The 13,399-nt window shown below is 35.4% G+C and carries 24 protein-coding genes and 2 tRNA genes; 23 read left to right on the forward strand and 3 right to left on the reverse strand.

All coding sequences use genetic code 11. The features are described from left to right. The first annotated feature begins 6 nt into the window (after window positions 1-6). Window positions 7-82: transfer RNA gene (locus TA89_RS00005), tRNA-Phe, on the forward strand. 5 nt (window positions 83-87) lie between these two features. Beyond that, window positions 88-162 (forward strand) — tRNA-Cys (locus TA89_RS00010). Between the two features lie 135 nt (window positions 163-297). Here TA89_RS00010 and TA89_RS00015 read toward each other — a convergent pair. The 3 genes from TA89_RS00015 to TA89_RS00025 are packed head-to-tail and all read right to left on the reverse strand — an operon-like array spanning window position 298 to window position 2,157. Further along, window positions 298-1,479 (reverse strand): tyrosine-type recombinase/integrase, encoded by a 1,182-nt coding sequence (locus tag TA89_RS00015; protein ID WP_040209810.1) that lies wholly within the window; start codon window positions 1,477-1,479, stop codon window positions 298-300. 19 nt (window positions 1,480-1,498) lie between these two features. Then, entirely contained in the window at window positions 1,499-1,822 is a 324-nt protein-coding gene (locus TA89_RS00020; protein WP_040209812.1) for a M78 family metallopeptidase domain-containing protein, read from the reverse strand. Between the two features lie 35 nt (window positions 1,823-1,857). Beyond that, window positions 1,858-2,157, reverse strand: coding sequence for a helix-turn-helix domain-containing protein (locus TA89_RS00025; RefSeq protein ID WP_052447233.1), 300 nt, complete (start codon window positions 2,155-2,157; stop codon window positions 1,858-1,860). A gap of 263 nt (window positions 2,158-2,420) precedes the next feature. Between TA89_RS00025 and TA89_RS00030 the strand changes: the two genes are divergently transcribed. From TA89_RS00030 to TA89_RS00115, 21 genes are all read left to right on the forward strand, one after another. Continuing rightward, window positions 2,421-2,651 carry a helix-turn-helix domain-containing protein gene (locus tag TA89_RS00030; RefSeq protein WP_040209818.1) on the forward strand — a complete coding sequence of 77 codons (231 nt, stop codon included), beginning with the start codon at window positions 2,421-2,423 and terminating at the stop codon, window positions 2,649-2,651. A gap of 3 nt (window positions 2,652-2,654) precedes the next feature. Beyond that, the gene (locus TA89_RS00035) at window positions 2,655-2,933 is read left to right on the forward strand and encodes a helix-turn-helix domain-containing protein (protein ID WP_040209820.1); all 279 of its coding nucleotides are present in this window, start codon (window positions 2,655-2,657) and stop codon (window positions 2,931-2,933) included. Window positions 2,934-2,946: 13 nt separating this feature from the next. Continuing rightward, complete coding sequence (locus TA89_RS18155) at window positions 2,947-3,114, forward strand: hypothetical protein (protein WP_156120021.1); 168 nt, start codon at window positions 2,947-2,949, stop codon at window positions 3,112-3,114. Between the two features lie 69 nt (window positions 3,115-3,183). Beyond that, on the forward strand, window positions 3,184-3,348 hold the full coding sequence (locus TA89_RS00040; protein ID WP_156120022.1) for a hypothetical protein: 165 nt from the start codon (window positions 3,184-3,186) through the stop codon (window positions 3,346-3,348). Window positions 3,349-3,352: 4 nt separating this feature from the next. Beyond that, window positions 3,353-3,649 carry a hypothetical protein gene (locus tag TA89_RS00045; protein ID WP_052447234.1) on the forward strand — a complete coding sequence of 99 codons (297 nt, stop codon included), beginning with the start codon at window positions 3,353-3,355 and terminating at the stop codon, window positions 3,647-3,649. Then, window positions 3,636-3,959 carry an aspartyl-phosphate phosphatase Spo0E family protein gene (locus TA89_RS00050; protein WP_040209824.1) on the forward strand — a complete coding sequence of 108 codons (324 nt, stop codon included), beginning with the start codon at window positions 3,636-3,638 and terminating at the stop codon, window positions 3,957-3,959. Before TA89_RS00045 ends, TA89_RS00050 begins: the two co-directional genes overlap by 14 nt. Beyond that, window positions 3,960-4,349 carry a DUF3846 domain-containing protein gene (locus TA89_RS00055; protein WP_040209826.1) on the forward strand — a complete coding sequence of 130 codons (390 nt, stop codon included), beginning with the start codon at window positions 3,960-3,962 and terminating at the stop codon, window positions 4,347-4,349. 6 nt (window positions 4,350-4,355) lie between these two features. Next, a complete protein-coding gene (locus TA89_RS00060) occupies window positions 4,356-4,547 on the forward strand; it encodes a hypothetical protein (RefSeq protein ID WP_040209828.1) in 192 nt (63 codons plus the stop codon). Beyond that, window positions 4,548-5,027, forward strand: coding sequence for a siphovirus Gp157 family protein (locus tag TA89_RS00065; RefSeq protein WP_040209830.1), 480 nt, complete (start codon window positions 4,548-4,550; stop codon window positions 5,025-5,027). A gap of 25 nt (window positions 5,028-5,052) precedes the next feature. Next, the gene (locus TA89_RS18160) at window positions 5,053-5,226 is read left to right on the forward strand and encodes a hypothetical protein (protein WP_156120023.1); all 174 of its coding nucleotides are present in this window, start codon (window positions 5,053-5,055) and stop codon (window positions 5,224-5,226) included. Beyond that, window positions 5,226-5,846: a DEAD/DEAH box helicase family protein gene (locus TA89_RS00070; RefSeq protein ID WP_040209833.1), complete on the forward strand. Its 621-nt coding sequence runs from the start codon at window positions 5,226-5,228 to the stop codon at window positions 5,844-5,846. The genes TA89_RS18160 and TA89_RS00070 overlap by 1 nt, the downstream gene beginning before the upstream one ends. Further along, on the forward strand, window positions 5,846-6,409 hold the full coding sequence (locus tag TA89_RS00075) for a DUF669 domain-containing protein (protein ID WP_040209836.1): 564 nt from the start codon (window positions 5,846-5,848) through the stop codon (window positions 6,407-6,409). Before TA89_RS00070 ends, TA89_RS00075 begins: the two co-directional genes overlap by 1 nt. Then, window positions 6,390-6,941 (forward strand): CHC2 zinc finger domain-containing protein, encoded by a 552-nt coding sequence (locus TA89_RS00080; protein WP_040209837.1) that lies wholly within the window; start codon window positions 6,390-6,392, stop codon window positions 6,939-6,941. The genes TA89_RS00075 and TA89_RS00080 overlap by 20 nt, the downstream gene beginning before the upstream one ends. Further along, window positions 6,922-8,802 carry a DUF927 domain-containing protein gene (locus TA89_RS00085; RefSeq protein ID WP_052447235.1) on the forward strand — a complete coding sequence of 627 codons (1,881 nt, stop codon included), beginning with the start codon at window positions 6,922-6,924 and terminating at the stop codon, window positions 8,800-8,802. Before TA89_RS00080 ends, TA89_RS00085 begins: the two co-directional genes overlap by 20 nt. Window positions 8,803-9,283: 481 nt before the next feature. Then, complete coding sequence (locus TA89_RS00090) at window positions 9,284-9,622, forward strand: hypothetical protein (protein ID WP_040209839.1); 339 nt, start codon at window positions 9,284-9,286, stop codon at window positions 9,620-9,622. Continuing rightward, window positions 9,622-11,121: a DEAD/DEAH box helicase gene (locus TA89_RS00095; RefSeq protein WP_040209840.1), complete on the forward strand. Its 1,500-nt coding sequence runs from the start codon at window positions 9,622-9,624 to the stop codon at window positions 11,119-11,121. Before TA89_RS00090 ends, TA89_RS00095 begins: the two co-directional genes overlap by 1 nt. A 3-nt stretch (window positions 11,122-11,124) precedes the next feature. Further along, window positions 11,125-11,538 carry a Holliday junction resolvase RecU gene (locus TA89_RS00100; protein ID WP_040209842.1) on the forward strand — a complete coding sequence of 138 codons (414 nt, stop codon included), beginning with the start codon at window positions 11,125-11,127 and terminating at the stop codon, window positions 11,536-11,538. A gap of 2 nt (window positions 11,539-11,540) precedes the next feature. Beyond that, complete coding sequence (locus TA89_RS18445; protein WP_187119249.1) at window positions 11,541-11,681, forward strand: hypothetical protein; 141 nt, start codon at window positions 11,541-11,543, stop codon at window positions 11,679-11,681. A 46-nt stretch (window positions 11,682-11,727) separates the two neighbouring features. Continuing rightward, on the forward strand, window positions 11,728-11,934 hold the full coding sequence (locus tag TA89_RS00105; RefSeq protein WP_040209845.1) for a hypothetical protein: 207 nt from the start codon (window positions 11,728-11,730) through the stop codon (window positions 11,932-11,934). A 44-nt stretch (window positions 11,935-11,978) separates the two neighbouring features. Further along, complete coding sequence (locus TA89_RS00110) at window positions 11,979-12,779, forward strand: DNA adenine methylase (protein ID WP_040209846.1); 801 nt, start codon at window positions 11,979-11,981, stop codon at window positions 12,777-12,779. 144 nt (window positions 12,780-12,923) lie between these two features. After that, window positions 12,924-13,352, forward strand: a complete 429-nt coding sequence (locus TA89_RS00115; RefSeq protein ID WP_040209847.1) for a hypothetical protein — start codon at window positions 12,924-12,926, stop codon at window positions 13,350-13,352. Window positions 13,353-13,399 lie beyond the last annotated feature (47 nt).

Below are 13,399 nucleotides of genomic sequence, written 5' to 3' on the forward strand. Positions count from 1 at the left end.
AAATGTGGCCAGATAGCTCAGTCGGTAGAGCAGAGGACTGAAAATCCTCGTGTCCCTGGTTCGATTCCTGGTCTGGCCACCATTTTTGGTGCTATAGCCAAGCGGTAAGGCAAAGGTCTGCAACACCTTTATTCCCCGGTTCAAATCCGGGTGGCACCTCCAAAGAAACCCTTTAAGAATAATACTTCTTAAGGGTTTCATTTGTATATAAAACTAATAAGAAGTATCAAACTGTCCTTCATCTGTCCTTTTGTGACAGATGAAAAAAACTCTCCCTAGCCGGAGAGTTTATACACATTATTTTGCATTTTCTACTGCCTTACTAAACATATCGGCAGTAGATTTTTTTATTTCTTCTGTAACATGAATATAAATATCATCTGTGGTAGAGACCTTACTGTGTCTTAGCCTTTTAGATACTTCCTGGCTAGTAGCTCCATTTATAAATAATATAGTTGCATGACTATGCCTTAAACCATGGAAGGTTATTTTCTTATATCCTATTTTTTTAACGTATTTAGTAAATGCTTGTGATACGTAGCATGGTCTTACAGGTAGATCATCTTTATTTATACAGACGAACTTTTTTAAAATATCTTCTTCATTTTTTGCTGTAATGGATATTACTTTACTATCATTAGGAAATCTTTCAGTTTTAATTAATTTTAACTTTTCTGTAAGCTGCTTTGTCATGGTTACACTAGCTTTTGAAGCAGCTGTCTTAGGATCTTCTAACTCTAGTCCAATTTTAGGTTTTTCTACTGCAGTATTCCTAACATGAATCAACCCTGTATCAAAATCTATATCTTCCCATCTTAGGGCGCATATTTCGCCTTCTCTTAATCCAGTATGGAATGCAATAAAAACCGGAAGATATAAAGGAGTTTGTTCAATGAATTTTAGGAAGTTCTCTATTTCTTCAATACTCCATGTATTTATATTTCTTTCATCATCTGCAGGTGGAGTAGCATAAGTGACTGGATTTTTAACTATCATATCCCAAGCACAAGCTTTATCTAATGCCTGTTTAAAGACTTTGTGGACCTTTAATATAGTTCCGTCCATATATCTTCTTTTTACAGTACCATCCTTAAGAGTAATAGTTTCTTTTTTTAAATCTTTATAAAAGCGGTCTATTATAGGTGCTTTGATCTGCTCTAAACTTAAATGACCTAAGTTGCTTTTTATACATTCACAAAGAGTTTTATATCTTCTCTGCGTAGTATAAGCACAGTTTTCCAGTACATAGGTCTCATACCAAAAATCTAAATAACTTGATAACTTCATACCGCCTTTTAAATCAATATCTCCGGTCTTATAAGCTGATAAAGTTTCAGCCTCCCATAGCTTTGCTTGCTTAAGAGAATTTCGATTTATTCCTGGGAAAAGTTTTGTCTTTCTAATCTTTTTATTGCTTAAAGGATCCTTTCCTAAAAATACTTCTACATAATAACCCTTTGCGGTTTCACGTATAGACATTTTCTCACCTCCTTTCAAGCTAGAAGCAATCTTTTAGTATTGCCATTATTTCTCCATTAAAACCAACACATTTTTTAGCAAATTCATCAGCTTCCTTCTCATAAATGATTATATCTCCAGGCTTGTCTATATGAGAATATACATGCTTAGCTTCGTGCCATAATGTTTCAATTTGCAGTATGTAAGGAATGTTTTTATTAATTATCATTAAATAATTCCCTTTTGTAGCTCTATATGTTAAACCATAAATGCTGTTTAAATTAGCAAACACTATTTTTACAGTTTTATCTTCTTCCAAAACCCTCATATATTTACCAACTTCAATCAATTCCTCTTTAGTCAAAGACCACGCCCCCTCATCAAAATGCAGACTAGTTATTATTTATTTTCTTCTTCAAAGATTTTAATAATATCAAGTATTTTTTTTGCATCATCACTAGAGAGCGATTTTATTTTTTTAAATAATGCTTGATTCTCTTCATCTAAAGTATCAAGAAAATCTTTCTCACTCATACCTTTATCTTCGCTATAAAATTGTTGATTAGATACTTTTAACGCGTCTAATATCTTATCTAAAGTTTCTAAACTAGGATTATACCTATTCTTTTCAACGTCAGCCAAATAACTTCTAGAGATATTAGCTAAGTCAGCAAGTTCTTTTTGAGTAAGACTTTTCAAATTACGAAAATACTTTATTCTACCCCCAATATCCCTATAGAGGCCTCCTTCCTAATGTCGGTATAACCGACTAGATTTATTATATAATATTATGTACGGAAATACAATACTTTATTCACAACAAATAATGACGGAAATACAAGTAAAACGACGGATATACAAGTAAACAAGAGTTAATTTTGTTAGATTGTTAAATATAGCTAAATTTAAAGGTTTTCAAAAAAGACGGAAATACAATACAATAATTTCATGGAGGTGATGAAATGAGCGAGCAACACAAAATTCTTATCGGACAAACTATAGCAGAGAAAAGAAAAAAATTAAACTTAACTCAGCACGAGTTAGCAGAGAAAACAGATCTATCTAGGAGTTATATAGCTGACTTAGAGGCAGGAAGATATACACCGAGTATTAAAAGCTTAGTGGCAATATCAGCTGTGCTAGAATTAGATCTTAATTTTTTAACCGAAATGACGGAAATACAAGGAGGGTAATTCATGAAATATTATACAGTTAATGAGTTGGCTGAACAGTTAAAAGTTCATCCGGAAACTATAAAGAGAGAGATTTATAGAAATAATTTAAGAGCATTTAAAGTAGGCTCTGAATTAAGGTTTACTCAAGAAAGCGTTGATGACTATACCAATGCTCTTAATAGAGGAAAGACTACCAGGGAAATAGAGTTAGAAGATCAAATAGTGCAGCTAAAAAAAGCTTTATCAGAAAAAGAAAAGTTTATTGAGCTCATTAAACTTGAGCTATTAAAAATAAGTTAGGAGGTAAATTTCATTGGAAAAACACAAAGTAGCACACTTAGTCAATCTTAAGATGGCTTTAATCCTATACGGTATGGGAATAGAGATGATAATCACAGATGGTAAGTTTTTGACCATTAGGAAGGATGAAGCTCATGAACATAAAGATATTTCAAGAATATGTGAGAAATTGCAAGCTTAGCAATATAGAGCCTAGCTGCACTGGCCTTAAAGAATTTATAAGGAGAGGATAAAGATGTTAATTGAATCTATGTATGACTATAGGTTTGAGCAGCCTAAAGCCATAATGGTTGACAAATGTTCTCTATGTAGCGAAGAAATCTTCACAGGAGATCAATACTACAATTTCAATGGAGAAGTAATTTGTGAGGACTGTTTAAGTGAATATACAGGATACTTCAAGAAGGAGGCCTAAGGAAATGTATTTTGAAAACCTTATGGCTTTATGGATAGCTGTAGATAAGAAGTGTACTCCTGAAGTAGCCTTCAAATGGTTGGACAGGTATACAGGCAATGAAGAATTTCAGAAAAACCCTCAGTTTAGGTGGACAGTAGAAGATGCAAAAGATGTGGTTAGTCTAAGACAGCAAGGTTGTACCTGGGGAGAAATTAAGGAAATATACGGCTTTTCATCTAATAGTGCAGCACAAAACACATTTAATAGAATTGCATCAAAATTTAATCTGCTAGGAGGTGAAGAAGTTGGAAGAGCTTAGAGAACAACTTTATAAGTGTATAGAGAAATATGGTCCACTGGATCCAAGAACAGTTGAGGCAAGTCAGAAGTTAGATTTAGAGATACTTAAAAATATAAAAAAAAGAGATGGCCAGAGCCACCTAAAAACTTATTTAATCATTCAATTTAATTATACCGAACAAATGGAGGGCTGTAAAGTGGAAGAGAAATATAAAGAAGCACTTGAGGAAGTCCTGAAAGACCTCAGGAGCATAGAAGGACCTAATGAAGCTGACAGCTATATAGATAGCGCTATAAAAACAATTATGAATGTACTGGAGGTTAAATAGATGAAAATAATAGTCATAAAAACTGACAGTAATATTGAGGTTAAGAACCTGGAAGGCAATATTATAAAAGAAATGAAAGATATACTAGGAGGTTATTTAGAAGCAGTTAGACCTAGAGAGGCTTACAAACAAAATCTAATGTTGCCAAGGACCCTATTTTGCTGTGATGAAGAAGGGTTATGTAAAAACAAGAATTTCAACCTTATAGCATCCATCCTTTACAATGGAAACCTTTCACCACTTATGCAGCTTATTGTCGGAGATATATTGATTGTGGGGGAAGATGGGGAGGATTTCAGAAGTTTATGTGATGGTGAAGTTAACCATTACTTGAATGTTCTAGCTGCTATGAAACAGGCTTCTCTGAATTTTATGGAAAGTGCTAGGTGAGAAAGAATGATAAATATCAAATTAGATGCAACCTGCGAACATGAGGAGTGCATTGACTATAGCTGGGAAGAGCAGCAGCTGATTATACGTACTGTAGAAATCGATTTGTTTTTGAGACTTAACAACAAACAACTGCAAAGGATATATGACAACTTAACTAATTTGGGCTTTAAGCCAACAATGAAGGAGGAAAAGTAATTGAAGCTATATGAATTAAGCCAAAATTATAAAAACCTACAAGAGCTTCTTGATAATGAGGACATACCTCAGGAGCTAATAACAAATGCCTTAAACGAGGTAGAAGGACAGATAGAAGAGAAGGCTGAGAACATAGCCAAGTTGATGAAAAATTTAGATGCAGATGCCAAGGCTCTTAAAGAGGAGGAAAAAAGATTATCTGATAAGAGAAAAGCTATTGAAAATAGAGTGTCTGCTGTAAAGAGCTATCTATATGAAAATATGAAAGTAACAGGCAAGACTAAATTTAAAACTTCCTTATTTAGCTTCAGCATTGCTAAAAACGGAGGCAAGGCTCCACTAGATGTATATGGAAAGGTGCCTGTAGAGTTCTGTGACCTAGTGCCAAATAACGAAAAGATAAGGCAAGCTTTGGAAGAAGGACAAGAATTAGATTTTGCCATTCTACAAGAAAGAGGAGAAAGCTTAAGGATAAGGTGATTATAAGAATTTTTGAAAGGAGTGTATGAGGATGCACCTAGAGAGGATTAAAGTCCTTGAAGCTGAGATAGAAAAGCTTGAGGAGAAGATAAGAAATAGAGAGGATTATTACGGATATGATAAGTTATGCCAAAAATATGAGGCTCAAAAGCAAGAAAAACAGTGGGCTATAGAAATGTATGAGAGGGGAGAGAATTAATGGGAATTCCGGTTTTAATTCTTGGAGAAAGCGGCAGCGGTAAAAGTACAAGTCTTAGAAATTTCAGCTCTGAGGAAGTAGGAATATTTAATGTAGCTGGTAAGCCTTTACCGTTTAAAAAGAAGCTTAGTAAGCTCAATAATGCTAGGTATGAGCATATCATTAAGTCTCTAAAATCTCCAAAGCTAAAAAGATATGTAATTGATGATAGCCAGTATCTCATGGCTTTTGAAATGTTTGATAGAGCTAAAGAAGTAGGATACAACAAATTTACTGATGTAGCTTTAAACTTTAGAAATTTAGTACAATTCATCATCACAGGAACTCCGGATGATGTCGTGGTTTACTTCCTTCATCATACAGAAACAACTGATACCGGGAAGATAAAAGCTAAGACTTCAGGAAAGATGCTGGACAACCAACTTACGTTGGAAGGATTGTTCAGTATAGTACTTCTGTGTAAAACTGATGGTACAAGGCACTATTTTGAGACACAGAGCGATGGGTATACAACCTGTAAAAGCCCTATGGAAATGTTTGAAAAGGAAATAGATAACGACCTTAAATCGGTTGATGAAACTATAAGAGAATACTACGAACTTAAGGAGGAAAAGAAATAATGAAACCATTAGAAGGATATGATACAGCACCAGTTGTTACAGGCGAATTTGAAGTATTAGCACCTGGAGGATATATCTGCAAAATTATTAATGCTAAGGAAGATGTTAGTACTACCGGGAAGAAGATGCTGGTCCTAGCTTTTGACATTGAAGAAGGTGAGCATAAAGGATACTACAAAAGAAGGTTCGATGATGATACCAGGGCAGATAAGAAATGGCAGGGTACTTATAGGCAGATGTTAGAAGGAGATAAAGCAGCAGGATACTTTAAGGGCCTCATAACCACATTAGAAGCATCTAACCAAGGCTTTAAATGGAACTGGGATGAACGCAAGCTTAAGGGGTTAAAATTCGGAGGCGTCTTCGGAGAAGAAGAGTATGAATACAACGGTGAGATTAAAAAAACGACTAAGATTAAGTGGGTAAGAAGTGTAGAAAAAGTTAAAAATGGAGAGTTTAAAGTTCCGGACATTAAGAAGCTTCCTACAAATAACAATCCTTATAGCGGAACACCCTTTGATGATATGACTCTGGTAAGTGGCGATGGCGACATTCCATTCTAAGATCCAGGAGGTAAAAACTAAAGCAGATATATTACAAGTGGCACAGTTTCTAAACATAAAGCTGGATAGAGCTAATAAGGGGCTGTGCCCTTTCCATAGAGAGAAAACTCCTTCCTTCAGCATAAGTCCTAAAAAGCAGATATATAAATGTTTTGGTTGTGGGGAAGCAGGAGACAGTGTAGCTTTGGCTTCTAAAGTACTTGATGTAAATTCCTATGAAGCAGCTAAGCAGATTAATGATGCTTTGCACCTTGGAATTGATTTTGGTACTAAGATAAACAGATGGGCAGTGACTCAGTATAAACAGAAAGTTAAAGCTAGGGAAGAGTTTGAAAAATGGGAGAATGAAACATTTATCTTACTGTGTAGTTATCTGCATTTCCTTGAGGATAATGATGAGCATTACGAGGTTGAGGAAATAAGATATTACTTAGATGAAGTTTTCCTTTATGGATCCACAGAAGATAAATTAAACTTCTGGAAACATAACAGAGGGGTGGTGAAAAGAGCAAGTGAACGATTCAATAAATAATGATACAGACTTAATAATTAACAGTGGTTTTATTCCATTTGATATAGATACTCTGGATAAAGAAAGCATCCTTGAAGAGGAGATATTCCAATACATCTTCAGCATAGGAGAAGCACTGGAGAGAACAAAAGCTATAGTTAAGCTTCAGGAGAAGGCTAAGGACTTAAAGGTGGGAAGGAGCTTCTCTAATCTACTTAAAGCGTATCAAACAGACTATGTGCAGAATATGAAGCAGAAGGGAAGTAATTCAATACAGTTTACAAATCCGCCACTCCAAGGGTTAAAATGTGGAAAGTGGAAAGCAGATGATGGAGGAGTAAGCAAAATAGAAATGACCAACTTTGAAGCAAAGACAGTAAGCGCCTGCAGCCATCCAATACTACCGGTAGAGAGATTAATAAATATAGATACAGAAACTGAAAAAGTAAAGATAGCTTTTTATAAAGATAACAGGTGGCAGAAAGTAACTGTAGAACGGTCAATGGTGGCAAATAAATCTAATATTATTCAGCTTTCAGATAGGGGTATAGAAGTAAATTCAGATAATGCAAAGGATCTGGTTTCTTATTTAGCGGAAGTAATAACACTTAATGCTAAAGAGATACCGGTAAGCAGAAGCACAGACCGCTTAGGATGGATTAACGGAGAGTTTGCACCATATACAAGCAATCTTAAATACGATGGGGATATAGCTTATAAGGATGTATACGAGAGTGTTAAACCTAATGGAGACTATGAAACGTGGAAGAAAGAACTAATTAAACTTAGAGAAAATAAAGTGATGCATCTTCTTATAGCAGCTTCTTTTGCATCACCTTTACTTAATCTAATAGGCTCCCTTCCCTTTGTGGTCCATCTATGGGGAGGCACAGGAGCCGGTAAGACAGTAGCTTTAATGGTTGCTATGTCTGTATGGGGCAATCCAGGCACCGGAAAGCTGGTGAGAACTTTAAACAGTACTAAGGTGGCTTTAGCTAGGTATACATCATTTCTCCATGATATTCCCATGGCCGGAGATGAGCTTCAGATAATTAAATCAGCCTGGGAGAACTTTGACAGTCTCATAATGTACCTAACAGAAGGTATTGACCGAGGAAGGGGAAAGGCTTATGGAGGACTTGAGATTCAGAGTACCTGGCAGAATGTATTCCTATTTACTGGTGAGGAACCTATAACTAAATCTAACTCCGGTGGAGGAGTTAAGAACAGAGTAATTGAGATAGAAGCTACAGAAAAACTAGTTGAAGATGGAAACATCACAGCTTCCTTTGTAAAAGATAATTATGGCCATGCTGGTAGAGAGTTTATAGAATGTTTACCTAATAAAAAGGTTCTTCAGGAGAGATACAGGCAGATTTTTACTCAACTATTAAAAGAAGTTGATACTACTGATAAACAGGCCATGGCAATGGCAGCTATACTCCTAGCAGATGAGATAAGCACCGACCTAATATTCAAAGACAAGAAATTAACTATAGATGATATAAGACCATATATGCACAGTTCAAAAGAAGTTGATGTAAGTACCAGGGCATATGATCTGATTATAGACTGGATAAATAGTAATGCTAAAAAATTTAATGAAGATAGCCCTAGCGAAATCTGGGGTAAATTCCAAGACAACTACTGCTGCATAAATAAAATGGTCTTAAATAAAATGCTGCATGATAACGGAATTGACTTTGAAGCTATTAAAAAGAAACTTGCTGATGATGGAAAGATAGAAAGAGATATTAATGGCAAGTATACGAGAGCTGTTAAAGTCTCAGGAAAATTAGGCAGGTATGTAAAATTATTAATGCCTGAAGATAATGACGAGGGTCAAATGACTCTGGTATATGATGAAGAAATACCATTTTAGGATGTAAAAATGATAACTAATGTTGATTTATAAAAAATACAAGAAGCTGTTTTAGACATAAAAGATATGAGAGATAAAGGGATTAAAGCTAGAAAGGACATAACTCTCGAGAATGGAATTAAACTGAGTGTTTATCATCTGGGTCAAAGTAATAAAACTATAAGATTAGATTTAAAGTTTGAATAAGTTACACTAGTTACACCACAGTTACACCCAATTTACACCTAAGGTGTAACTGCAAAAAAATGGCTTGGTTGAACCGTTATTAAGACACCTTATATATATAGTTACACCTTATATATATTAATTATACGTATAGGAAGTTTTTATTTCAGATTTCTAATTTATTTATTTATATATAAGAGTGATTATATTTGGATAGGGTGTAACCGGAGAGAAAAGAATTCTAAAACCTTGATATATCAAGGCTAAAAATGGTTACACCTAGGTGTAAAGTTAGGTGTAATTTAAGGAGGTAAATATGAAAACGGTCGAAGAGATTTTAACAGATATAACAAAATTCAAAGAGGTACCCGAAAGCTATGACCTCTTAGAAATGAATTTGTTTCTTATAATTAAAAATCTTATAACACTTTTCAATTCAGGACAGCTAAGTAAAGAGCAGGCTGGGAAGATGAAAAAGAAAGCAATATATGAATTTGATATGGCTAGACAGCTGTATAAAAATAAAGCTTATGATTACAGGGATACTGAGAATCTTAGGACTAGATTAAGGAAAGCTCTAAAAGGAGAAAGTTTGCCGGAGGCTTTAAGTATTGCTGTGGAGTTAGTAGAGAGGTATTCAGGTGAAGAGTTTTGATGCACTTAAGAGATTACCAAAGAGAGTGTTTGGATATTATAGATGATTTAGATTCAGGATCTTATTTAGCTCAACTAGCTACAGGTCTAGGAAAGACAGTAACCTTAGCAAATATAAAGCGGAAAGGAAGAGTTCTTGTACTAGCACATAGGGAAGAATTAGTTAAGCAGCCTATTAAATACTACGACTGCCCTGTAGGCATAGAGATGGCTAAACATAAATCTAATGGTGAGGAAGTGGTGGTGGCTTCAGTCACCACCCTTGTACACCGGATGGAGAATTTTAAGCCAGATGATTTTGACATGATAATAACTGATGAGTGCCATCATGCTGCAGCTTCATCCTATAGGAAGATATACGACTATTTCAAGCCTAGACTTCATATAGGATTTACAGCTACTCCTAACAGGGGAGATAATGTAAGGCTTGATGATATATACCAGGAGATCATCTTTGAAAGAGATTTAAAATGGGCTATTAAAAATAAATTCCTATGCGATATAAACTGCCTCAGAGTTAATATCGGTTATGACATTTCTAAGGTAGCCAGAAGAATGGGAGATTATGCTCCAGGGGAACTAGAAAAGGCTATGAATACAGAAAGTCTTAATCAGGCTATAGCAGAAGCTTATAGAAAACATGCTAAAGGGCAGACTCTTATATTTGCAACCTCGGTTCAGCACTGTATAGACATAGCCAAGGAAATACCGGGTGCAGTAGCAGTTACCGGAGATACAAAGAACAGGGAAGAGCTTATCAGAAAATTCACCAATAGAGAAATACCGGTACTGGTGAACTGTATGATATTCACCGAGGGAACGGATATGCCTTTAATTGAAACAATAATGATAGCAAGACCTACATCAAACAGCAGCTTGTATACTCAAATGGTCGGCAGGGGATTAAGGCTCCACCCGGATAAAGAGAAGCTAACTCTAATTGACCTAGTTGGAACTACCGGAAAAGCTAATCTGTGTACAGCACCAACACTGCTCGGAGTAGATATGCAACAGGTACCGCAATCTAAGCAGGATGAAATAGAAGGAGATTTGTTCGATTTACCGGATCTGATAGTAAGGAAGAGCGACTGTGTGGAAAGTTGGATTAAGAATGTAGAGATTGTAAATCTGTGGGCTAAGGAGCAGGAGTACACTACTCATAATATTAATTTCTTTAAGATGCCAGGTGGAGAGTTAGTGCTTCAGCTTAAAGGAAAAAAGATAGTAATACAGGCTCAGGATGAAGTAGGACAGACAGTATTATGGGGACAGAGAATGAAGATGCAGCAGGCTATTGATGAAGTATATAAATATCTTTTGAAGAATGAAATGGATCAGCAGTATATATGGGACCTTAGTGTGGCTAAAAGCTGGGGGAAGAAACCAGCAAGTGATAAACAAAAAACACAGGTTAAAAGGTTCCTGAAAAACTACGATACAACGGAGCTTACCAAGCTAGAAGCAAGTCAAATTTTGAATAGATTGTTTTATAGGGGGTAGGAGATGCAGAAAGGGAGAAGCTTTGAAAAGCAGATAGAAAAGGTTCTTGCTCATATAAATTCTATAGGTGGTCATGCACATAAAAATCATCCTCAAAGGCTAGCTGATGGCAGATACATTCAGGGTGAATCATTCGACTACGAGTGTTTTCTGAAAGAGTATAAAGCTTGTTTTGATGCTAAAACTGTGCAAGGAAGTACGTGGAAGATAGTCGAGAAGGATATAAAGCAGGCTGAAAACTTGAAGCACTGCAAAAATTCAGGACTGAAAGCTTACTTTCTAATATGCTTTGATGGCAATGATGTCCGGGAGCTTGATGTAGATATAGTTATTGAAACTTTGAAGAGAAATAAGAAAAGCATAAAGAAAGATGGACTGCCTAAGTGGAGCTTATTAGATATATTAAAGGAGGTCTAGTATTGGGTGAGCTGCTTATAATAGTTATTCCATATAGACATTTTAAAGAGAAGATAAGATTAGTTAAGCAGTACATTTTGGACTACAAGATAGAGGACTGGAACGGAAGTTTATATCTAGAGAAAAGGGAAGTCGGAATATAAAAATAATGTGTCGGAATCTAAAAAATGTAATAAGGAGGTTAAATATATGACCTACGGATCAGGGTTTAATCTGTTTTTTAAAGACAATAAAGAAAAGAGTAATCAAGAAAAGATTGAAATATTAAGGCAATATTCTACTGGAGATATGCTGACATTGTTAAGAAATATAGAAGAATCTCCAAGAGAATATGATGAAGAAATTATAAAAGGTGTATATGACTGTCTATTTGATAAAGGCATTATGTGCATATAGCATGGTCGGAATCTAAAAAAATTATGACATAAGGGGGGATAGAGTTGAAAGCTTTGAAATGGCCTGGTGCCAAGTGGAGCATAGCAGATAAAATAGTTGATTTAATTCCGGAACACAAAATTTATTTAGAGCCGTTCTTTGGTTCCGGAGCAGTATTCTTTTCAAAGTCTCCATGTAATACTGAAATCCTCAATGATTTAGATGATGAAGTGGTAAATCTTTTTAGGTGCATAAGAGATAAATCCGAGGAGCTATCAAGAGCAGTTTACTTCACTCCATATAGCCGGGAAGAATATAAAAAGTCTTATGATAGGTCGGGAACGGATATAGAGAGAGCAAGGCAATTTCTAATAAGAGCAAATATGGCAAGGGCGGGTATGCAATATTATTCTTCCAGCTGGAGACATGCAGGGCCAGTGCTTGGTGCAACTTGCAAGCAAAGAGTAAGCGGAGATTGGAATAAGGTTCCTGAGAGAATATTAGAAGCTGCTGCAAGATTAAAGGATGCAGAAATAGAAAATGCTAATGCTTTAGACTTAATCAAAAAATACAATAGGCAAGATTGTTTAATCTATGTAGATCCTCCTTATTTACTAAGCACCAGGAGGCAGAGATATTACAACGTAGAAATGACCGAGGATAAGGAACACGTTGAATTAATAGAATTGTTAAAAAAACATTCAGGTCCTGTATTAATAAGTGGCTACGATTCGGATTTGTATAATGAGCTGCTAACTGGATGGGATAGAAAAGAAATACAAGCCCAGGCAGAGCAAGGGAAAAGAAGATTAGAAGTTGTTTGGGCCAATTACAAATTATCTAATCAAATATCCATGTTTGGTTAGACGTCTTTCAGAAAAAATGTCAATTTAGAAATAAAAACGGAAATTAGGAGGGGTAAAAATGTTATTTAGTATAGGTTTTGTATTAGGTGCTAATCTCGGAGCTATATTTATGGCTTTGTTTGCAGCAGACAGGAGAGGAAGATAGTGAACAATTACGATAAAGAGCAGCAGATCATTGAGTGGTTAAAAGAATATAACTTCTACAAAGCTGGCATAGAGAACTTAAAGCAGAGTATAGAGGATATTGCTGAAGAAGGAATATCGGCAAATATATCTGAAGAGGCAAAAGGCGGTAGCAATAAATTTCATAGCACTGTAGAGGATGCAGTCTTAAAGATAGACAGGCTCAACATAAATCGAAAGATAAAGGTTATGGCCAACATAGTACTCAAACTGGATAAAGCTCTGGAAAGCCTTAATGAAATGGAAAGGACAGTAATTACCAATAGATGTATAAACGGAGAATACTACTATCAATTCTGCTATAAGATAGGAGCCTCGGAGAGGACTGCAAAGAGGATAAAGAAAGAAGCTATAAAGAAAATGTCTATTGTAATATTCGGTATAGATTGATTTTGGCACTATTTTGGCACTATTTTTATTTAAAAACATGGTAAAGT

The sequence above is a fragment of the Clostridium polynesiense genome, assembly GCF_000820705.1.
Classification (GTDB): Bacteria; Bacillota; Clostridia; order Clostridiales; family Clostridiaceae; genus Clostridium_AA; species Clostridium_AA polynesiense.

Excerpts from the sequence above, each read along its gene's own strand:
- TA89_RS00045 (WP_052447234.1), top strand. The coding sequence starts at position 3,353 with ATGTATTTTGAAAACCTTATGGCTTTATGGATAGCTGTAGATAAGAAG.
- TA89_RS18160 (WP_156120023.1), top strand. The coding sequence starts at position 5,053 with ATGAGGATGCACCTAGAGAGGATTAAAGTCCTTGAAGCTGAGATAGAA.
- TA89_RS00080 (WP_040209837.1), top strand. The coding sequence starts at position 6,390 with ATGGCGACATTCCATTCTAAGATCCAGGAGGTAAAAACTAAAGCAGAT.
- TA89_RS00100 (WP_040209842.1), top strand. The coding sequence starts at position 11,125 with ATGCAGAAAGGGAGAAGCTTTGAAAAGCAGATAGAAAAGGTTCTTGCT.
- TA89_RS00060 (WP_040209828.1), top strand. The coding sequence starts at position 4,356 with ATGATAAATATCAAATTAGATGCAACCTGCGAACATGAGGAGTGCATT.
- TA89_RS00040 (WP_156120022.1), top strand. The coding sequence starts at position 3,184 with ATGTATGACTATAGGTTTGAGCAGCCTAAAGCCATAATGGTTGACAAA.
- TA89_RS00035 (WP_040209820.1), top strand. The coding sequence starts at position 2,655 with ATGAAATATTATACAGTTAATGAGTTGGCTGAACAGTTAAAAGTTCAT.
- TA89_RS00105 (WP_040209845.1), top strand. The coding sequence starts at position 11,728 with ATGACCTACGGATCAGGGTTTAATCTGTTTTTTAAAGACAATAAAGAA.
- TA89_RS00055 (WP_040209826.1), top strand. The coding sequence starts at position 3,960 with ATGAAAATAATAGTCATAAAAACTGACAGTAATATTGAGGTTAAGAAC.
- TA89_RS00095 (WP_040209840.1), top strand. The coding sequence starts at position 9,622 with ATGCACTTAAGAGATTACCAAAGAGAGTGTTTGGATATTATAGATGAT.
- TA89_RS00030 (WP_040209818.1), top strand. The coding sequence starts at position 2,421 with ATGAGCGAGCAACACAAAATTCTTATCGGACAAACTATAGCAGAGAAA.
- TA89_RS00090 (WP_040209839.1), top strand. The coding sequence starts at position 9,284 with ATGAAAACGGTCGAAGAGATTTTAACAGATATAACAAAATTCAAAGAG.
- TA89_RS00075 (WP_040209836.1), top strand. The coding sequence starts at position 5,846 with ATGAAACCATTAGAAGGATATGATACAGCACCAGTTGTTACAGGCGAA.
- TA89_RS00070 (WP_040209833.1), top strand. The coding sequence starts at position 5,226 with ATGGGAATTCCGGTTTTAATTCTTGGAGAAAGCGGCAGCGGTAAAAGT.
- TA89_RS00015 (WP_040209810.1), bottom strand. The coding sequence starts at position 1,479 with ATGTCTATACGTGAAACCGCAAAGGGTTATTATGTAGAAGTATTTTTA.